This window comes from Mesorhizobium sanjuanii (genome assembly GCF_002529485.1).
GTDB lineage: Bacteria > Pseudomonadota > Alphaproteobacteria > Rhizobiales > Rhizobiaceae > Mesorhizobium > Mesorhizobium sanjuanii.
This window is the reverse complement of record NZ_NWQG01000211.1, coordinates 1-17,280: the sequence shown is the minus strand read 5'-3', so window position 1 is coordinate 17,280 and position 17,280 is coordinate 1. Positions and strand designations below refer to the sequence as shown.

Sequence of the window (17,280 nt, the reverse complement as noted above, 5' to 3'; positions counted from 1 at the left end):
GTCTCGCCCCGCGCGTCGTCGCCGAGGAGCGAGGCGGCGAATTTCGTCCAGTCCCGGCCGGCTTGCAGCGCAAGTTCAAGACGCCAGCCGGCGGCGCAGCGGGCAAGGCTCCAGTATTCGGCGTCGATCGAAGCCGGCCGTTCGGCGAGCACCGCGAAGCCGAAGGCAGCGGCAGCGGCAGCGAAGCGTTCCAGGCGCGCGGCGACGTTCTTCGAGGCCGGCTGGCCTGAAATCGCGTCGGTGATCGGCGCCACCAGCGCATCGACGCGGGCGCGGGCGGCGAACTGATCCGTCCAGTGCATCGGCACGAACACCGAACCCGGCCGCTGCCGCGCTGTCACCAGCGCGCGCAGCAGCGCTTCGCCGTGAACGGTCGAGACGCGCACGATGTCGGCGTCCCCGACGCCGAAGCGCTGCGCATCCGCCGGGTGGATTTCGGCGAAGGGCTCGGCGATGTGCTGGGACAGGCGCGGGCTTTTTCCCGACCGCGTCATGGTGTGCCAGTGGTCGCGGACGCGGCCGGTGTTGAGGATCAACGGATAGTCCGGGCTGGTGCGGGTGTGCGCAATCGGGCGGACGGCAATGAAGCGCGCCTTGCGGTCAGGTGTGTAGAAGTTGCCGTTGGCGAAGAAGCGGGTGTTGCCAGCACCTCCCCTCGGCGCTGGCCACTGGAATGGAGCCAGCGCGTCGTACTGCTCCGCATTGATCCCATCATACCCGCCGATGTCGAAATCCCGCGCGCCGTCATTCTCAAACCCCGACAGCGCCGCGTGCTCGGCAAATAACTCCGGCGGCGAGGCCTGCGAAAACGCCTCGGCAAAGCCCATCCTCCTGGCGACCTCGGCAACAATCCACCAGTCGGGCTTTGCTTCGCCGGGTAGACCCAGGAACGCCCGCTGGCGCGAGATGCGGCGCTCCGAATTGGTGACGGTGCCGTCCTTCTCGCCCCAGGCGGCGGCAGGCAACCGGACATGGGCGTGGCGGACCGTATCGGTGCTTGCCAGCACGTCCGACACCACGACGAAAGGACAGGCCTTGATCGCCGCTTCGACGGCGTCGGCATCGGGCATCGAATCGACGGGGTTGGTGGCCATGATCCACAACGCCTTGATGCGCCCATCGGCCACCGCCCTGAACATGTCGACCGCCTTGAGGCCGGGCTTGTCGGCGATGTCAGGCGCCTTCCAGAAGCGGCGCACGCGATCTCGATGCTCGGGGTTTTCGATCTCCATATGGGCGGCCAGCATATTGGCCATGCCGCCGACCTCGCGGCCGCCCATGGCGTTGGGCTGGCCGGTCGCCGAAAACGGCCCTGTCCCCGGTTTGCCGATGCGGCCGGTGGCGAGATGGCAGTTGATGATGGCGTTGACCTTGTCGGTGCCCGAGGACGACTGGTTGACGCCCTGGCTGTAGACGGTCACCGTCTTGGCGGTCTCGGCAAACAGGCCGTAGAAGCGGCCAAGCTCATCCTCGCTCAGGCCAGTGGCGGCGGCGATGCCGGCAAGGTCGAGCTTCGAGGCGGCGAATAGCGCTTGGCCGAAGCCGGTCGTATGCGCCGTGATATAGGCGCGGTCCAGCGCATTGTGCTGGCCGAGATGGGCGAGCAGTCCGGTGAACAGTGCGACATCGCCGTCCGGCGCGATCGCCAGATGCAGGTCGGCGATGTCAGATGTCATGGTGCGGCGCGGATCGATCAGCACGATCTTCATCTCCGGCCGTTTTTCACGGGCGGCGGCGATACGCTGGTAGAGCACGGGATGGCACCAGGCGAGATTGGAGCCGACCAGCACGATCAGGTCGGCGAGTTCCAGATCCTCATAGGTGCCCGGCACGGTGTCGGAGCCGAAGGCGCGGCGGTGTCCGGCAACCGAGGAGGCCATGCACAGGCGCGAATTGGTATCGATATTGGCCGAGCCGATGAAGCCCTTCATCAGCTTGTTGGCGACGTAATAGTCCTCGGTCAGCAGCTGGCCGGAGACGTAGAAGGCGACCGCGTCGGGGCCGTGCTCGGCGATGGTTTGCGAAAAGGTCGAGGCGACACGGTCGAGCGCCTCGTCCCAACTAGTGCGGCGGCCGTGGATCTCGGGATAGAGCAGCCTGCCGTCGAGGTCGATGGTCTCGGCGAGAGCCGAACCCTTGGAACAGAGCCGGCCGAAATTCGCGGGATGGTCGGGATCGCCGCGGACGGACACTTGCCCGTCCGCGGCGACCTTCGCCAGCACGCCGCAACCCACCCCGCAATAGGGGCAGGTGGTCCTCACCTCGCGCGCTTCGTCAATCTGCATGTTCAGGCCGCGCGGCTGGCCAGCGCTTCGAGCGCCAGGAACAGCCGCTCGCCCTCGACCTTCACCGGGATGGTGCGCACGCTACCTTCATCGGCGCCGAGCGCCTTGCCGGTTTCCAGCGAGATCACCCAATTGTGCAAGGGGCAGGTCACCGCCGCGTCATGGACGATACCCTGGCTGAGCGGCCCACCCTTGTGCGGGCAATGGTCATCGATGGCATAGACCTGGTCGTCCGCGGTGCGGAAGACGGCGATCTTGCCTTGCGGTGTCGCGACGCAGCGCGCGCCACGGCGCGGGATGTCGGAGAGCGTGCCGATAGCGATCCAGTTCATCCCGATCACTCCGCCGCCTGTGCAAACCCAACCGAAGCCATCGGCCGGAATTCGTGCTTGTCCTTGCCGGAGACGCGTTCCGACCAAGGGTCGACCTGGGCGAATTTCTGGCTGAAGACGAAGCGTTCGTAATAGGCCCTGCGCTTTTCGCCGTCGTCCATGATCTGGCGCCTGATCTCTTCCATGCCGATGCGCTTGGCCCATTTGTAGATGCGCTCGAGATAGCGGCCCTGTTCGCGATACATCTGCGTCAGCGCCACGATGTGCTCCAGCGCCTCGTCCTCGGTCCTGACCAGGCCGAGCACTTCGGTGCCCTTGATGTCGAGGCCGGCGGCACCGGCGAAGTGGATCTCGTAGCCACTGTCGACGCAAATGACGCCGACATCCTTGCAGGTCGCCTCGGCGCAATTGCGAGGGCAGCCCGATACCGCCATCTTGACCTTGGCCGGGGTCCACGAGCCCCACATGAATTTCTCGATGCGGATGCCCAGCCCGGTCGAATCCTGCGTGCCGAAGCGGCACCAGTCGGAGCCGACGCAGGTCTTCACCGTGCGCAGACCCTTGGCATAGGCATGGCCGGAGACGAAGCCGGCCTGGCCGAGATCGGCCCATACCGCCGGCAGGTCCTCCTTGCGGATGCCCAGCATGTCGATGCGCTGACCACCGGTGACCTTGACCATCGGGATCTCGAACTTGTCGACGACATCGGCGATGGCGCGCAGTTCGGCGGCATTGGTGACGCCGCCCCACATGCGCGGCACCACCGAATAGGTGCCGTCCTTCTGGATGTTGGCGTGGACGCGCTCGTTGACGAAGCGCGACTGATAGTCGTCGGCGTAGTCGTCCGGCCAGTCGCAGACGAGATAGTAGTTGAGCGCCGGCCGGCATTTGGCGCAGCCGCAGGAGGTTGTCCATTCCAGCTCCTGCATGACGGCGGGAATGGTCTTCAGGCTCTTGGCCTTGATCAGCCGGCGCACCTCGTCATGGCCGAGCGCGGTGCAGCCGCACATGGGCTGGACAGCGGCCGGATTGTATTTGTCGCCGATGGTCAAAACCATCAGCTTCTCGACCAGCCCGGTGCAGGAGCCGCAGGAGGCGGACGCCTTGGTGTGGGCGCGCACGCCGTCGAGCGAGGTCAGGCCCTTTGCCGTGATCGCGCCGGTGATCTTCCCCTTGCAAACGCCGTTGCAGCCGCAGATTTCCGCATCATCCGGCAAGGCTGCAACGGCCGCCATAGGGTCCAGCGGGGCACCCCCCTGGTAGGACTGGCCGAAGATGAGCGTATCGCGCATTTCGGATATGTCGGTCTGCTTCTTCTTGAGGTCGTTGAACCAGGCGCCGTCGCCCGTCTCGCCATAGAGCACGGTGCCGATGATGCGGTCGTCCTTCAACACCAAGCGCTTGTAGACGCCGGCGGCCGCATCGCGCAACACGATCTCCTGGCGGTCGTCTCCCTCGGCAAAGTCGCCAAGCGAGAACAACTCGATGCCGGTGACCTTGAGCTTGGTCGGCGTGTCCGAATGGACGAAGGCCGCTTTTTCGTCGCCGGCAAGCTGGCTGGCGGCGACGCGCGCCATCTCGTAGAGGGGCGCCACCAGCCCGTAGACCTGGCCGTTGACCTCGGCGCATTCGCCGAGCGCGTAGATGTCGGGGTCGTTGCTGCGCATGCCGGCATCGACGACGATGCCGCGATTGACGGCTATGCCGGTCTCCTTGGCCAGAGCCGCGTTCGGCCTGATGCCGACCGCCATCACCACCAGCGTCGCCGGGATGACGGTGCCGTCGGCAAGCTCCACCTGCTCGACCTTGCCGTTGCCGGTGATTGCCTGGGTGTTGGCCTTGGTGATGACCTTGATGCCGCGCTCTTCCACCGCGCGCTGCAGGAGGTAGCCGGCGGCCGGATCGAGCTGGCGCTCCATCAGCGTCGGCATGACATGCAGCACGGTGACGTCCATGCCTTGCGCGTTGAGGCCTGCTGCGGCCTCAAGCCCGAGCAGGCCGCCGCCGATTACCACAGCCTTGGCCCGCGACTGGGCGGCAAGCATCATCGCCCGGACGTCGTCCAGATCGCGATAGGTCAGCACGCCGGGCAGATTGTGGCCCGGCACCGGGATGATGAATGGCACCGAGCCGGTGGCGATGACGAGCTTGTCGTAGGGCTCGGTTACGCCATGATCGGAGGTGACTGTCTTCGCCGTCCGGTCGATGGCGACGATTTTGTGACCCTTGTAGAGGGTGATGCCGTGCTTGATGTACCAGCCATCGCCATGGATGATGATTTCCTCATAGGCCTTTTCGCCCGACAGCACCGGCGACAGCATGATGCGGTCGTAATTGACCCTGGGCTCGGCGTTGAAGATGGTGACCTGGTAGCGGCCGGGCGCCTTTTCCAGCAGATGCTCCAGCATGCGCCCCGGGGCCATGCCGTTGCCGATGATAACGAGTTTTTCGGTCATGGTCCTGATCCGCTCCGATCTCACTCAGCCGCGTAGGAAAGGGTTGGAGCCTCGGTGGCGGCCGCGCGCTCCATCCGCCTGATAGAGAAGTGCATCCAGGCAAAGCAGGCGGCGACGATGACGAAGAGCAGCATGAAGCAGCTCGACCACACGCCTGTGAGGTCGTTGAGCGCGCCGAAAGCAATCGGCAGGACAAAGCCGCCGAACCCGCCGATCATGCCGACAAGGCCGCCGACCGCGCCGACGTTGCCCGGATAATAGGCCGGAATGTGCTTGTAGACGGCTGCCTTGCCGAGGCTCATGAAGAAGCCGAGCACGCTGGCGACGGCGATGAAGGCAACCGGCCCGATGGCGAAGTGGAAGGCGATCGGCCCGCTGATGCCGTGCACGACATAGTCCGTGGGCGGCAGCGACAGGATCAGCGTGGCGACGGCCGACACCGCGAAGGTCCAGTAGAGCACGGTGCGCGCCCCGATCCGGTCGGAAAGCACGCCGCCATAGGCGCGGAAGATACTTGCAGGGATCGAATAGGCCGCGCCGATCATGCCGGCGGTCGCGATGCCGAAACCGTAGACACCGATGAGGTAACGCGGCAACCAGAGCGACAGCGCTACGAACGCCCCGAAGGCGAAGAAGTAATAAAAGGCGAAGCGCCAAACCTGCAGGTTCTTGAGCGGAGCGAATTCCTGCCAAAAACTTCTCGCCGGCGCCACCTTGCCGGCGCGGCGCTCACGGATGACCGGATCGTCGCCGGTGGTGAACCAGAAGACGGCGGCCATGACGACCAAGGCTGCCGCCCAGATCAGCGCTACCGACTGCCAGCCCCACGACAGCAGCACGAACGGCGCCAGGAATTTGGTGACCGCGGCGCCGACATTGCCGACACCGAAAATACCGAGGGCCGTGCCTTGCTTGCCGGCGGGGAAGAAGCGCGAGACGTAGGCCACACCGACAGCGAAGGAGCCGCCGGCGAGCCCGACGCCGAGCGCGGCAATCAGCATCTGCTCATAGGTATGCGCATAGGCGAGCAGGAAGGTGGCAACCGCCGCCGCAAGCATGGTCGCGGTGTAGACCAGCCGCCCACCGTAGCGGTCGGTCCAGATGCCGAGCACCACACGCACGAGGGAGCCGGTGAGGATTGGCGTGCCGACGAGCAGGCCGAATTCCGTCTCGTTCAGCCCGAGTTCCTGCTTTATGCGGATGCCGATGATTGAAAAGATCGTCCACACCGCGAAGCAGACGGTGAAGGCGATGGTGGACATCACGAGCGCCTGCCGGGGAGCATCGTCCTGGCTGGGCGCGGCTGGGAGATTTGCGGTCATGGTAGAAACCCTTCCTGGCGACGATCAGTGGCGCGGCATCGGTGAGTTGGATGAAGCCGGGCCCGGCGCCTCGGAGGCCTTGCCCGCTGTGTTGACGCCGGCGGGGAACAACATCAACGCGGCAGCGAACAGTGCCGCCGTCAGTGCGCTGCTCGCCAAGAAATCGCGGCGGGTGAAATCCTTGAGGGAGGTGCCAGTTCCGATCGGTTTCGTCATCGTCGTCTCCGGTTGGACGGGGCCTGGGACCCGCGCCGTCGATTGCGTGAAAACAAAAAAGCCGCCGGCCAGGTCTTCGCGCCCGAAATTGGGATCGCGTGTTGACCTGAGCGGCAGCTTTGCCTGTGGCGCCCGCCATTGGACGCCTGTCTCGTGACTCATAAAAAGCCTGCCTATTGCAAAGCAGGAACCGTGCCAGTTCGGGTTCGAAAAGGACTTCTGAATAAAATCAAGGCGATCGTGCTTCTGGCGCCGTGCGGAGCTGCCGCTTGCACGGTCAAACCTTGCTCAAAAGCGTAAGCAGTGCGCACAAATTTTGTGCAATGCACAAGAATGGCGCCGGAATGATCAGGCGCTTCGCAACTTCGTCATCGCAGGGCGAAGCAGGAGGCTCAAGTCGCTAAGGGCCATCTCAACGGCCAACGAGTCCGGCCGGTCAGTTTAAGACAATTTCGTAGTGGAGAACCTGGGCGTCGCCAAGGGACGATCTACGTCCAGGCGAGATGACGCCGGAGCCGAAGAGGAGAATGTCTTCGCGGCGCACAAATACTTCATGGTCGGGCCCCATCGACACAAATGTGCCCGACGAGCTTCGCTCGACAAGCCGCGCCTTGCCATTCGAAATGGTGAAGGTCGCGTGGTGTCTCGAGACCCAGGGCCGCTGGACGACGATATTGCATTCCGGAGACCGGCCGATGGTCACAAATTCGTTGTGTCGGCAGAATCGCAACTGATCTTCATAACGGATGGCCAGATTGATCTGCGGCGGGGCGGAGCGCCTATCGATAATGGTGCCTTGGCTGGCGATGCGCGTACTGAGGGCCCCATCGTCGCTCCTCAGAGTATAGACATCGAAGAGTTCCTGCTTCCCCTTGAAGGCCATTTTGTCGAGGAGCCGCAAGCCACTGCGGCTCCCCGCGGAAAGGGCTTCGAAGAAGCTCTGGCTGATCAGGACCTCCCCGGGGTTGGCCGTGGTGGACAACCTTGCGGTGACATTGACAACGTCGCCGAATACCGCGCCCCGCGCGCGAATGACCGCCCCGAAATGCAATCCGATACGGGCGCTCAACGGCCCTTCCTTCAGTTGGCAGCTGATTTGGCGGACGGCCCTCAGCGCCGCCTCCGAGTTCTCGAACAGGCTGAGTACGTCATCGCCTTTCGAGTAAATGAAGTCACCACCGTGCCGGGCGACGATCTCACGCATCGCGTCCAGGCAATCCGAGACCTGCTGCAAAGCGGCATCGTCGCCGATGCGCTCGTAGAGGGGCGTGCTGCCTACGACATCAGCTAAGAGGACTGCGGCTAGAAGTCTTTCCTGATCCATCGATCTCGTATCCGCACCGAGAACTCAGTGTGTATAACACACCAAAGTTGCCTTTAACTTATCTAATTGCGCGTCTGGGCGATCCGCCACCCCGGCACCTCCGGACTACTGTGCCAAGGAACCACCTGGTTTCTGGCCGGCAATGTAGGCGTCGATCCGGTCGGGATCGAAGATCTGGCCGTCGAAGAAACCGTCAGGACCAAGCACCAGGCTCGCCCCTGCCGAACCAACCGGCGTCGCCACCTTCAGCGCTCCCTCGACCTTGGCATTGGCGCCCGGAAGCGCGACACCGAGCGGCTTCAGCGCCGAGCGGTAGAGGTCGGGCCTATAGCAGTCGCGGGCGACGGCGAGGTTTTCAGGCGTGTGCGCCAGTTGCCCCCAGCGCACCATCTGCGTGTAGAACCAGAGTGCATGGCTCTTCCAGGGAAAGTTCGCCGCTTTGTCGAAGGGCAGGAAGAAGTCCTCGACCGTCCGAGCCGCGCCGCCGCCGAGATCAAGACGTCCGGTCAGGATCGGCATCTGCACCGCCGGCGGCAGACCGAGGAAGCCGGGCTGTGCCATCACAGAGGCCAGTTCGCCGTGGTTGGCCGGATCCTGGCACCAGCGGGCGGAGTGATGCAGCGCGCGCAACAGCGCCGCCAGCGCCCCCGGATTCTCTTGCGCCCATGCCTTGCGCACGCCGACCACCTTTTCCGGGCTGTTGCGCCACAGACGAGCCTTGACGGTGACGATGTGGCCGGTGCCGGCGGCAACCGCGGCGCTGTTCCAGGGTTCGCCGACGCAGTAGCCGTCGATGCGGCCGGCGGCCAGCGCGTCGGCCATGAAGGGCGGCGGCACGATGACGATCTCGACCTCCCGGGTGGGATCGATGCCGCAGGCGGCGAGCCAGTAGCGCAGTTCGTAATTGTGCCCGGAATGCGGATGCACGACCGCGAAGCGGAGCGGATCGCGCCCGGCTGCCGCCCGCTCGCGGATCAGCGCGCGAAGGGCGACGCCAGTCCGCGCCGGATCGAGGTCGGGCACGGCGCCATGCGCGGCCATGCCGGTCCAGACCGCATTCGAAACCGTGACGCAATTGCCACCGAGCCCGAGCGAGAAAGGCACAATGGTCTCAGAGGCGAGCGGCGTCAGCCCCAGATTGCAGGCAAGCGGCATCGGCCCCAGCATATGCGCGAGGTCGAAATGGCCGATGGCGATGCGGTCGCGGATATTGGCCCAGGAAGTCTCGCGGTGCAGCGTCAGATCAATGCCCTCGCGCGCGGCAAAGCCCATCTCGCCGGCCGCGACCAGCACGGCGCTGTCGAAAAGCGGCATGAAGCCGGCGGTGATCTGGTGCGTCGCGCTCATTCGTCCTCCGACGGTCCAAGCAGCCCGGCGGCGGTCACCAGGCTCTGGGCGATATCGCTGATCTTGCGGTTCTGGTTCATGGCCGTCTTGCGCAGCAGCGCGTAGGCGGCCTCTTCGCTGAGGCCCCGCGATTTCATCAATATGCCTTTGGCGCGGTCGATGACCTTGCGGCTCTCCAGCTCGCTGCGCGCCTCTTCCAGTTCGCGCGCCATGCGCGAGAAGGCGTTGAAGCGGCTGACCGCCATGTCGAGGATGGGCTTGACGCGCTCCTGCCGCAGACCATCGACGACATAGGCCGACACGCCGGCATCGACCGCCGCCTCGATCGAGGCCTGGTCGGAGCGGTCCACGAACATGGCGATCGGCCGCTTCACCGCGCGCGACAGCTGGAACATGTTTTCGAGCATGTCGCGGTTCGGGTTCTCGAGATCGATGACGATGACATCGGGCTCGATCTCGGCGATGCGACGCGCAATGCCTGACACGTCATGGATGACGGTGACCCGCTCATGTCCGGCCTCGCGCAAGCCGGCCTCGATGATCGAGGCGCGGATGCGGTTTTCGTCGATCACCAGAACGGCGAGTGAGGAGCGGACCATGCCGGTATTTTGCCGATGCGGGGGGATTGTGCAATGCGGGATGACGAGATGAGCCCGCAATGCCTGCCTATGCTTTCAACATGTCCTGAATAGTTTTGATCGGCAGGAATAGCCGAAGCTCGTTCGAGGGCAGCGCAATGAAGCCGTGGTCGGTATAGAGCTTGTTTCTCCGCCTCACCTTGACCGGGTCGCCGCAGTCCAGGACGTCCAACATGACCACGGCAATTCCGATTTGCTCCGCAGCCCCTGTTATGCGTATCAGCGCGTCGAGGAGAAGATCGCCGCCATACCCGTTGCCGGCGAATCGGATATCGACACCCATCATGGACAAATAAGCCGCGGGGATGTTTCCGTGCCCCGGCCTGGTTCTCGCGTATTTCGCAGGCAGTTCGACATAATCGATCGCATGCGAATTGATGGCGTAAAAGCCGATCAAATCCGCATCAGGACCGAGCATCACAAAGACGCGGATGTTGTCGGCCTTGGACAGTTTGTTGGCCGTCTTCTTGAAGAAGTTATCAACCTGCTCATTGCCGCAGGAAAAAGCCGTTCGATCATGCTTTTCAGGATCGAACGGCTCTATGATGTTACGTGCTTCCGGGCGCGTCTGCGTCACTTGGAAACGACGGTCTCTCTATACCGGGCGAATGACGCCCGCATCCGATCTGTCGGCTGCGGAGGATTGTCGATCGCAGCAAAGAAAGCGGCATGATCCACCGCCTGCAGAGTGGTTCGTTCATGGGCCTGGATCGTTTCCATGGCAGCTCTGTACGCAGCATTCATGGTGAAAACGGAGTCGTCCACGCCTGCAAGAGCCGCCGCTTGCTGGATGGCTTTCTTGATACGTGGCTTTGTACGGAAGTTCATCCGCTCGCTGCTGCGTTCTTCGATTTCTCGAACTTCATCATGGAAAGCCGACATGACAGCCTCCTGTTTCTCCGAGATATGTAAGTACGTCACTGCGGCGTACAAATCAAGAAGGCTCGCAATTCGTGACCGCCTGACACACCCGGCCGGTATCTACTCCGCCGCCTCGTACCCCGCGATGCCCTTGATCTCGAGGAAATCATCCAGCCCGTACTCAGCGTATTCGCGGCCGTTGCCGGATTGCTTGTAGCCGCCGAAGGGCAGGCTGGCGTCCCATTGGGGGTAGTTGATGTAGACGTTGCCGGAGCGCATGCGGGCTGCCACTTCGCGCGCCTTCTTTATGTCCTTGGCCTGGATGTAGGAGGCCAGGCCATAGACGGTGTCGTTGGCCTGCTCGACGGCCTGTTCGACCGTGTCGTAGGGCAGGATTGCCAGCACCGGACCGAAGATTTCTTCGCGCGCGATGCGCATGTCGTGGGTGACGTCGGCGAAGACTGTCGGCCTGATGTAATAGCCGCGGTTGAGTTCGGCGGGGCGGCCGGGGCCGCCGGTCACCAGCGTGGCGCCTTCGTCGATGCCGCTCTGGATCAGGTCCTGGATCTTGTCGAACTGGATCTGGCTGACCACCGGGCCGAGCTTCGTACCCGGCGCGTCAGCCGGGCCGACGGTGAACTTTTCCGCCGCCGCCTTGGCATAGGCGGCCGCCTCGTCGTGGCGGTCGCGCGGCACGAACATGCGCGTCGGCGCGTTGCAGGACTGGCCGCTGTTGCTGAAGCAGCCGGCGACGCCCTTGCTGACGGCGGTTGCGAGGTCGACATCGGGGAACAGGATATTGGCCGACTTGCCGCCCAGTTCCTGATGCACGCGCTTGACCGTGTCGGCGGCGGCCTTGGCTACCAGTATACCGGCGCGGGTCGAGCCGGTGAACGACATCATGTCGACATCGGGGTGGCTCGCCAGCGCCTGGCCGACGGTCGGACCATCGCCATTGACGAGGTTGAAGACGCCCTTGGGAACGCCGGCCTCGTCGAGGATCTCGGCGAAGATGATGGCATCGAGCGGGGCTATCTCGGAGGGCTTCAGCACCATGGCGCAGCCGGCGGCGAGTGCCGGACCGACCTTGCAGGTGATCTGGTTCAGCGGCCAGTTCCACGGCGTGATCAGGCCGACGACGCCGATCGGCTCCTTGACCACGAGGTTGTTGCCCTTCACGTGGCGGAACTCGAAACGTTTCAACGTCTGGGCCATTTTGGTCAGATGCGCGAGGCCGATGCCGACCTGGCTGTCCCGCGCCATCTGGCGCGGCGCGCCCATTTCGCGCGACACGGCAAGCGCCAGATCGTCGCTGCGCTTCTTGTAGACCGTGATGATGCGGTTGAGGAGATCAAGCCGCTCGGCGACCTCAGTGAAACCGAACGTGTTGAAGGCGCGCCTGGCAGCCGCAACCGCCTTGTCGACATCGGCCTTGGTGCCAAGGGAGATCTGGGCGAAGGAATCTTCGTTGGACGGATCAATGACGTCGAAACTGTTCGGCACGACCGGGTCGACCCAGGCGCCGTCGATATAGAACTGCAGGTTGTGTGACATGGTTTCTCTCCTTCGGTCCGCCGAAGTCCTCGGATGGTGAGATCGGTCGTCGTATCGTGCGAGAGATAACGATGCGCCAGGAACGATATGAAACGCAAGTGCCGGCGATTGAGCCAGCCGCAGGACGGTTAATCGCGCCGGCCGGGCGCGACGCTCCCAGGAACCTGATCCCGCCCGAGCACGTTGTGGACGGTCACGCGCCCCGGGTTATCTATGGAACAACTCTTCGAAGAATTCGGCCATCCGACCTACGTCCCGTTTCCGGTGATTGCGGCGAGGCTGCTGCTGGCGGCGGTCTTCGGCGCCGCGATCGGGTTCGAACGCGAATGGCGCAATCGGCCCGCCGGGCTGCGCACCCACATTCTGGTCTGCGTGGCGGCGGCCACCTTTGGCATACTGACGATCGAGATCGTTCACGCGCCGATGTTTGCGCAGGACTCCGTCAAGGTCGACCCCATCCGCGTCGTCGAAGCGGTCACCGCCGGTGTCGCCTTCCTGGCTGCCGGAGCCATCATGTTTTCGAGAGGCGAGATCCACGGGCTCACCACTGGCGCCGGCATGTGGCTGGCCGGCGCGATCGGCGTGGCTTGCGGGCTTGGCCTGTGGCAGGTGGCGGCGCTCGGCACGCTGCTGGTGCTTGTCGCGGCGGGTCTTCTCTACAGCCTTGCGGCAAAGACCGGGATCGGCGAGGAACAGGGAAAGCCGAAGTCCGACGAACCCAAGCCGCGCAAGGGCTGACGAGCCTCGGCCGAGCCCCCCGCAATCAGCCCTTGATGGCCGAGCCGACAATGGAGTCGACGAAGAAGCGCTGCAGGGAGACGAAGAGAATGAGCGGCGGCAGCACGGCGAGCGTCGCGCCGGCCATTACCAGGCCGGGGTTGACGGCGCCTCTGTTGTAGCTCAGCAGCCGGCTGAGGCTGATGACGATCGGGTAGTCGTCGGCGTTGCCCTGCAACACGGTGAGCGGCCACAGATAGCTGTTCCAGTGATAGACGAAGGCGAACAGCGCCAATGCGGCGATCGCCGGAGCGACGCTCGGCGCGACGATCTTGAACAGGATCAGCAGCTCCGACGCGCCATCCATGCGCGCGGCGTCGGCAGCAATGCGAAGAAGAACAGGTTCTGAAGCTGCTCGCCAAGGGGAAGCGGCCGAAATTCCACGGGAACGAACTCCGTGGCGCTCTGTGAAACGCTTCACTGAAGGATTTCGTAAAGGATGCTTGGACGGTTGCCATCAGGTCTTTTGTGAGCGCGCCGCAGCATGGGGCATCTGCGGTGACACGGCCGACCGACGAGCGGGAAACTTTTGGCCGGCTGAAACGTTACTTACAGGGCAAATATGGGGCGGGGTTTTACATGGCATTCAAACGCAGTACGACGGATCATTTGTCCGATGATCCCATAATCCGCGGCGATATAGCAAAAAGGGTTTCAACAGCGATCGAGAGCAATGGCGTTCCGCAATCTGATGGGATGGGAGCAGATCGTCCCGAGGCGCATGAGGAACCTGTCACACCTGAACGGTTCCCGGCTTCGTCCGTCAAAGTGATCGCTTTCGTCGGTTCCTTTGTCGTGCTCGCGTTCGTGGTGCTTGGTCTCTTCTCTGAATGAGGAACAGGACATAGCATCGCCGACGCAGCGGCGCATGCTCAGATTGCTGGCGGTGAAAGACTGTTTGGTGGAGCCAATCGGAATCGAACCGACGACCTCTTGAATGCCATTCAAGCGCTCTCCCAACTGAGCTATGGCCCCACTCCCGGCAGTCAACCGGCGCCGTTGCCGGCGAAGAGATCCGGCGCGGATTCTAAACCGCGTCGTTAGTGCAGGCGGCTTCTAACCCCGCCTTCCCCGAATATCAAGCCGTCAAGAACCGCTTTTTCTCGACGGCGCGACGAAAGCCGGCGAATGGCGTTCGCACTCGCCCGGGCCCGTATCAAACTTCGTCGTCGTCGTCGCCGACGCCGATCATGTCGGCGACATCGTCGTCCTCTTCCTCTTCGTCGGCGAGGAAAGTGTCATCCTCGTCGTCGCCGAGGTCGACATCGTCCTCGTCATCGCCAAGATCGGGAAGATCGTCGCCACTTTTCGCCTCGTCGTCCGCCTCTTCGAGCGAAACGACCTCGACGCCCTCTTCCTCCTCGGTGTCGACTTCCTTCTCGGCGACTTCCTCTTCCTCCTCGATGGCGGCGGCCTTGCCTTCCTCGAAATAGGAACGAGGATAAGTCTTGCCGGTATAGGGCGAGACGATCGGGTCCTTGTTCAGGTCATAGAATTTTCGACCCGTTTCCGGATCTATGCGTTTGGTGCCAAGTTCAGGTTTTGCCACAGCAAGCCTCGTCGATAAAAGGTTGGTCCCCTTAGCGGCAGTTTACGGCGCTGTCAAAGCCTAAAGCCGGCGTCGCAAAACCCTGCGTCGGACGGCCTCGCGCAAGGGGATGACCATTTCGACGCGCCGTGATACGAGACCGCCGCAACGAATGAAAAAAGCCGGTCCGCCGGCATTTCACCCAGGGAATACAATGTCGCATTCCGCCGCTCCCAAGCCGGCCACCGCCCGCAAATCTCCAGCCCTTTCCGGCACTGCCCGCGTGCCGGGCGACAAGTCAATCTCGCACCGCTCCTTCATGTTCGGCGGACTGGCCTCCGGCGAGACCCGCATCACCGGCCTGCTCGAGGGCGAGGACGTGATGCGCACGGGTGCCGCCATGAAGGCGATGGGCGCGCATATCGAGAAGCGCGGCGCTGAATGGCTGATCCGCGGCACCGGCAATGGCGCGCTCCTGCAGCCGGAAGGTCCGCTCGATTTCGGCAATGCCGGCACCGGCTCGCGCCTCACCATGGGCCTGGTCGGCACCTATGACATGGAAACGACCTTCATCGGCGACGCGTCCTTGTCCGGCCGGCCGATGGGCCGCGTGCTCGAACCCTTGCGCCAGATGGGCGTGCAGGTGCTGAAGGCGACGCCCGGCGACCGCATGCCGATCACACTGCACGGCCCCAAGCACGCCGCGCCCATCACCTACCGCGTGCCAATGGCCTCGGCGCAGGTGAAGTCGGCGGTGCTGCTCGCCGGGCTGAACACGCCTGGGGTCACCACCGTGATCGAACCGGTGATGACGCGCGACCATACCGAAAAGATGCTGAAGGGCTTCGGCGCCAACCTGTCGGTCGAGACCGACGAGCGCGGCGTGCGCCACATCTTCATCGAGGGTCAGGGCAAGCTGACGGGACAGACGATCGCCGTGCCCGGCGACCCTTCCTCCGCCGGCTTTCCGTTGGTGGCGGCGCTGATCGTGCCGGGCTCGGACGTTACAATCGAAAACGTGCTGATGAACCCGACCCGCACCGGACTTCTTTTGACGCTGCAGGAAATGGGCGCCCGGATCGATATAATCGACCCGCGCAATGAAGGCGGCGAGGATGTTGCCGATCTGCGCGTGCGCTATTCCGAGCTGAAGGGCGTCACCGTGCCGCCCGAACGGGCGCCGACGATGATCGACGAATATCCGGTGCTGGCGGTCGCAGCGAGCTTCGCCGAAGGCGAAACGCTGATGCAGGGGCTGGAAGAGCTGCGGGTCAAGGAATCCGACCGGCTGTCGGCAGTCGCCAACGGGCTGAAGCTCAACGGCGTCGACTGCACCGAGGGCGAGGCCTCGCTTGCGGTGCGGGGCAAGCCCGGCGGCAAGGGCCTCGGCGGTCATCCCAATGGGCAGGACACGACGGTGCAGACACATCTCGACCACCGCATCGCCATGAGTTTTCTGGTGATGGGACTGGCAACGGAGAAGCCGGTGACAATCGACGACCAGGCGATGATCGCGACGAGTTTTCCCGAGTTCATGGGCCTGATGAAGGGTCTGGGCGCGGAGATCGAGTGACGGGTGATGGGTTGGAGCCGAACTGAGACGCTGGCGGGACAGCGCCCCCCTCTGCCCTGCCGGGCATCTCCCCCACGAGGGGGGAGATCAGCCTTCGTCGCGACTTTCGCCAATAGCCGACGTCACAGAATTGGGCGAAGCGCCAAAACTGCCAATCTCCCCCCCTGTGGGGGAGATGTCCGGCAGGACAGAGGGGGGCGCGAAGGATCGCGACGCTCGTCATTCGCGTTGCGCCTTTCGAACGCGAAGGCCTGCCAATGACCTCAACCTTCACCATAGCCATCGACGGCCCCGCTGGCGCCGGCAAAGGCACACTGGCCCGCCGGCTCGCCGACCACTACCGGCTGAACCTGCTCGACACCGGCCTCACCTATCGCGCGGTGGCCTATGCACTGCTCCAGCACGCGCTGCCGCTCGACAATGTCTCGGCCGCCGAGACCGCGGCGCGCCAGGTCGATCTGGCCAAGCTCGACCGCGCCATATTGTCGGCGCATGCGGTCGGCGAGGCTGCTTCGAAAGTCGCTGTGTTCCCAACCGTGCGGCGCATCCTGGTTGAAAAGCAGCGTGACTTCGCCAAGGCGCCACCCGGCGCCGTGCTCGACGGCCGCGACATCGGCACCGTGGTCTGCCCCGACGCCGACATCAAATTCTATGTCACGGCGAGCGCCGAGGTGCGGGCGCAGCGGCGGCTGGCCGAGATCGAGAGCATCGGCGGCACCGCCAATTTCACCGAGATCCTCGCCGACATCATGCGTCGCGACGAGCGCGACATGGGCCGGGCCGACTCGCCCTTGAAGCCGGCCGCCGACGCGCACTTGCTTGATACGTCTGAAATGGCTATAGAAGCCGCGTTTCTGGCGGCAAGAGCGATCATCGACGACGTTCTCGCCAAAAGAAACAACGCCTGAGCCGGGTTTCCCTCGCGCCACCGATTGCCGGCGGCGAAAAAGATACCCATATCGGGCAACGAACCAGCCTGCCAGCATTCTTCATGCGCCGGAATTGCCGCTCAGGCGGCCAAGGGCTTTTTGGAAAGCCCGGAACGCCGGCAGGCCAACGCAACGCTA

General features: G+C 63.9%; 17 protein-coding genes and 1 tRNA gene. 4 read left to right on the top strand and 14 right to left on the bottom strand.

Features of this window, described 5'->3' with window-relative positions; all coding sequences use genetic code 11:
* The 11 genes from CN311_RS26695 to CN311_RS26645 all read right to left on the bottom strand — a co-directional run.
* On the bottom strand, positions 1-2,285 hold a 2,285-nt coding region (locus CN311_RS26695), incomplete at its 3' end, for a molybdopterin oxidoreductase family protein (RefSeq protein ID WP_245440962.1).
* A 2-nt stretch (positions 2,286-2,287) separates the two neighbouring features.
* On the bottom strand, positions 2,288-2,617 hold the full coding sequence (gene nirD, locus CN311_RS26690; RefSeq protein WP_097576641.1) for a nitrite reductase small subunit NirD: 330 nt from the start codon (positions 2,615-2,617) through the stop codon (positions 2,288-2,290).
* 5 nt (positions 2,618-2,622) lie between these two features.
* Positions 2,623-5,073, bottom strand: coding sequence for a nitrite reductase large subunit NirB (gene nirB, locus CN311_RS26685; RefSeq protein WP_097576640.1), 2,451 nt, complete (start codon positions 5,071-5,073; stop codon positions 2,623-2,625).
* Positions 5,074-5,093: 20 nt separating this feature from the next.
* Entirely contained in the window at positions 5,094-6,395 is a 1,302-nt protein-coding gene (locus CN311_RS26680) for an MFS transporter (RefSeq protein ID WP_097576639.1), read from the bottom strand.
* A gap of 24 nt (positions 6,396-6,419) precedes the next feature.
* Entirely contained in the window at positions 6,420-6,611 is a 192-nt protein-coding gene (locus CN311_RS26675) for a twin-arginine translocation signal domain-containing protein (protein WP_097576643.1), read from the bottom strand.
* Positions 6,612-7,047: 436 nt separating this feature from the next.
* The gene (locus CN311_RS26670; RefSeq protein ID WP_097576638.1) at positions 7,048-7,935 is read right to left on the bottom strand and encodes an adenylate/guanylate cyclase domain-containing protein; all 888 of its coding nucleotides are present in this window, start codon (positions 7,933-7,935) and stop codon (positions 7,048-7,050) included.
* A gap of 105 nt (positions 7,936-8,040) precedes the next feature.
* Positions 8,041-9,282 carry a CmpA/NrtA family ABC transporter substrate-binding protein gene (locus tag CN311_RS26665; RefSeq protein WP_097576637.1) on the bottom strand — a complete coding sequence of 414 codons (1,242 nt, stop codon included), beginning with the start codon at positions 9,280-9,282 and terminating at the stop codon, positions 8,041-8,043.
* A complete protein-coding gene (locus tag CN311_RS26660; RefSeq protein WP_097576636.1) occupies positions 9,279-9,881 on the bottom strand; it encodes an ANTAR domain-containing response regulator in 603 nt (200 codons plus the stop codon). The genes CN311_RS26665 and CN311_RS26660 overlap by 4 nt, the downstream gene beginning before the upstream one ends.
* Positions 9,882-9,948: 67 nt before the next feature.
* Positions 9,949-10,497: an N-acetyltransferase gene (locus CN311_RS26655; protein WP_097576635.1), complete on the bottom strand. Its 549-nt coding sequence runs from the start codon at positions 10,495-10,497 to the stop codon at positions 9,949-9,951.
* Positions 10,494-10,802 (bottom strand): type II toxin-antitoxin system TacA family antitoxin, encoded by a 309-nt coding sequence (locus CN311_RS26650; RefSeq protein ID WP_097576642.1) that lies wholly within the window; start codon positions 10,800-10,802, stop codon positions 10,494-10,496. The genes CN311_RS26655 and CN311_RS26650 overlap by 4 nt, the downstream gene beginning before the upstream one ends.
* A 99-nt stretch (positions 10,803-10,901) precedes the next feature.
* Positions 10,902-12,335 carry an aldehyde dehydrogenase family protein gene (locus tag CN311_RS26645; protein WP_097576634.1) on the bottom strand — a complete coding sequence of 478 codons (1,434 nt, stop codon included), beginning with the start codon at positions 12,333-12,335 and terminating at the stop codon, positions 10,902-10,904.
* A gap of 213 nt (positions 12,336-12,548) precedes the next feature.
* Here CN311_RS26645 and CN311_RS26640 point away from each other — a divergent pair, with 213 nt between their 5' ends.
* Positions 12,549-13,073 (top strand): MgtC/SapB family protein, encoded by a 525-nt coding sequence (locus CN311_RS26640; protein WP_097576633.1) that lies wholly within the window; start codon positions 12,549-12,551, stop codon positions 13,071-13,073.
* Between the two features lie 25 nt (positions 13,074-13,098).
* Here the strand turns inward: CN311_RS26640 and CN311_RS26635 are convergent, their stop codons facing one another.
* Entirely contained in the window at positions 13,099-13,419 is a 321-nt protein-coding gene (locus CN311_RS26635) for an ABC transporter permease subunit (protein WP_245440961.1), read from the bottom strand.
* Between the two features lie 191 nt (positions 13,420-13,610).
* Between CN311_RS26635 and CN311_RS26630 the strand changes: the two genes are divergently transcribed.
* Complete coding sequence (locus CN311_RS26630; protein WP_245440960.1) at positions 13,611-13,946, top strand: hypothetical protein; 336 nt, start codon at positions 13,611-13,613, stop codon at positions 13,944-13,946.
* Positions 13,947-14,011: 65 nt separating this feature from the next.
* Here the strand turns inward: CN311_RS26630 and CN311_RS26625 are convergent.
* Both CN311_RS26625 and CN311_RS26620 read right to left on the bottom strand, forming a co-directional pair.
* Positions 14,012-14,087 (bottom strand) — tRNA-Ala (locus tag CN311_RS26625).
* A 181-nt stretch (positions 14,088-14,268) separates the two neighbouring features.
* Positions 14,269-14,661, bottom strand: a complete 393-nt coding sequence (locus tag CN311_RS26620; RefSeq protein ID WP_097576631.1) for a TIGR02300 family protein — start codon at positions 14,659-14,661, stop codon at positions 14,269-14,271.
* A 193-nt stretch (positions 14,662-14,854) separates the two neighbouring features.
* Here CN311_RS26620 and aroA point away from each other — a divergent pair, with 193 nt between their 5' ends.
* A complete protein-coding gene (gene aroA, locus CN311_RS26615; protein WP_097576630.1) occupies positions 14,855-16,213 on the top strand; it encodes a 3-phosphoshikimate 1-carboxyvinyltransferase in 1,359 nt (452 codons plus the stop codon).
* Positions 16,214-16,470: 257 nt separating this feature from the next.
* Positions 16,471-17,121 carry a (d)CMP kinase gene (gene cmk / locus CN311_RS26605; RefSeq protein ID WP_097576629.1) on the top strand — a complete coding sequence of 217 codons (651 nt, stop codon included), beginning with the start codon at positions 16,471-16,473 and terminating at the stop codon, positions 17,119-17,121.
* Positions 17,122-17,280: the final 159 nt, after the last annotated feature.

What these genes read in the sequence shown, in the direction of transcription:
- nirD (WP_097576641.1), bottom strand. Translation starts at nt 2,617, where the DNA reads ATGAACTGGATCGCTATCGGCACGCTCTCCGACATCCCGCGCCGTGGC.
- CN311_RS26650 (WP_097576642.1), bottom strand. Translation starts at nt 10,802, where the DNA reads ATGTCGGCTTTCCATGATGAAGTTCGAGAAATCGAAGAACGCAGCAGC.
- nirB (WP_097576640.1), bottom strand. Translation starts at nt 5,073, where the DNA reads ATGACCGAAAAACTCGTTATCATCGGCAACGGCATGGCCCCGGGGCGC.
- CN311_RS26675 (WP_097576643.1), bottom strand. Translation starts at nt 6,611, where the DNA reads ATGACGAAACCGATCGGAACTGGCACCTCCCTCAAGGATTTCACCCGC.
- cmk (WP_097576629.1), top strand. Translation starts at nt 16,471, where the DNA reads ATGACCTCAACCTTCACCATAGCCATCGACGGCCCCGCTGGCGCCGGC.
- CN311_RS26670 (WP_097576638.1), bottom strand. Translation starts at nt 7,935, where the DNA reads ATGGATCAGGAAAGACTTCTAGCCGCAGTCCTCTTAGCTGATGTCGTA.
- CN311_RS26680 (WP_097576639.1), bottom strand. Translation starts at nt 6,395, where the DNA reads ATGACCGCAAATCTCCCAGCCGCGCCCAGCCAGGACGATGCTCCCCGG.
- CN311_RS26635 (WP_245440961.1), bottom strand. Translation starts at nt 13,419, where the DNA reads ATGGATGGCGCGTCGGAGCTGCTGATCCTGTTCAAGATCGTCGCGCCG.
- CN311_RS26665 (WP_097576637.1), bottom strand. Translation starts at nt 9,282, where the DNA reads ATGAGCGCGACGCACCAGATCACCGCCGGCTTCATGCCGCTTTTCGAC.
- CN311_RS26645 (WP_097576634.1), bottom strand. Translation starts at nt 12,335, where the DNA reads ATGTCACACAACCTGCAGTTCTATATCGACGGCGCCTGGGTCGACCCG.
- CN311_RS26640 (WP_097576633.1), top strand. Translation starts at nt 12,549, where the DNA reads ATGGAACAACTCTTCGAAGAATTCGGCCATCCGACCTACGTCCCGTTT.
- CN311_RS26660 (WP_097576636.1), bottom strand. Translation starts at nt 9,881, where the DNA reads ATGGTCCGCTCCTCACTCGCCGTTCTGGTGATCGACGAAAACCGCATC.
- aroA (WP_097576630.1), top strand. Translation starts at nt 14,855, where the DNA reads ATGTCGCATTCCGCCGCTCCCAAGCCGGCCACCGCCCGCAAATCTCCA.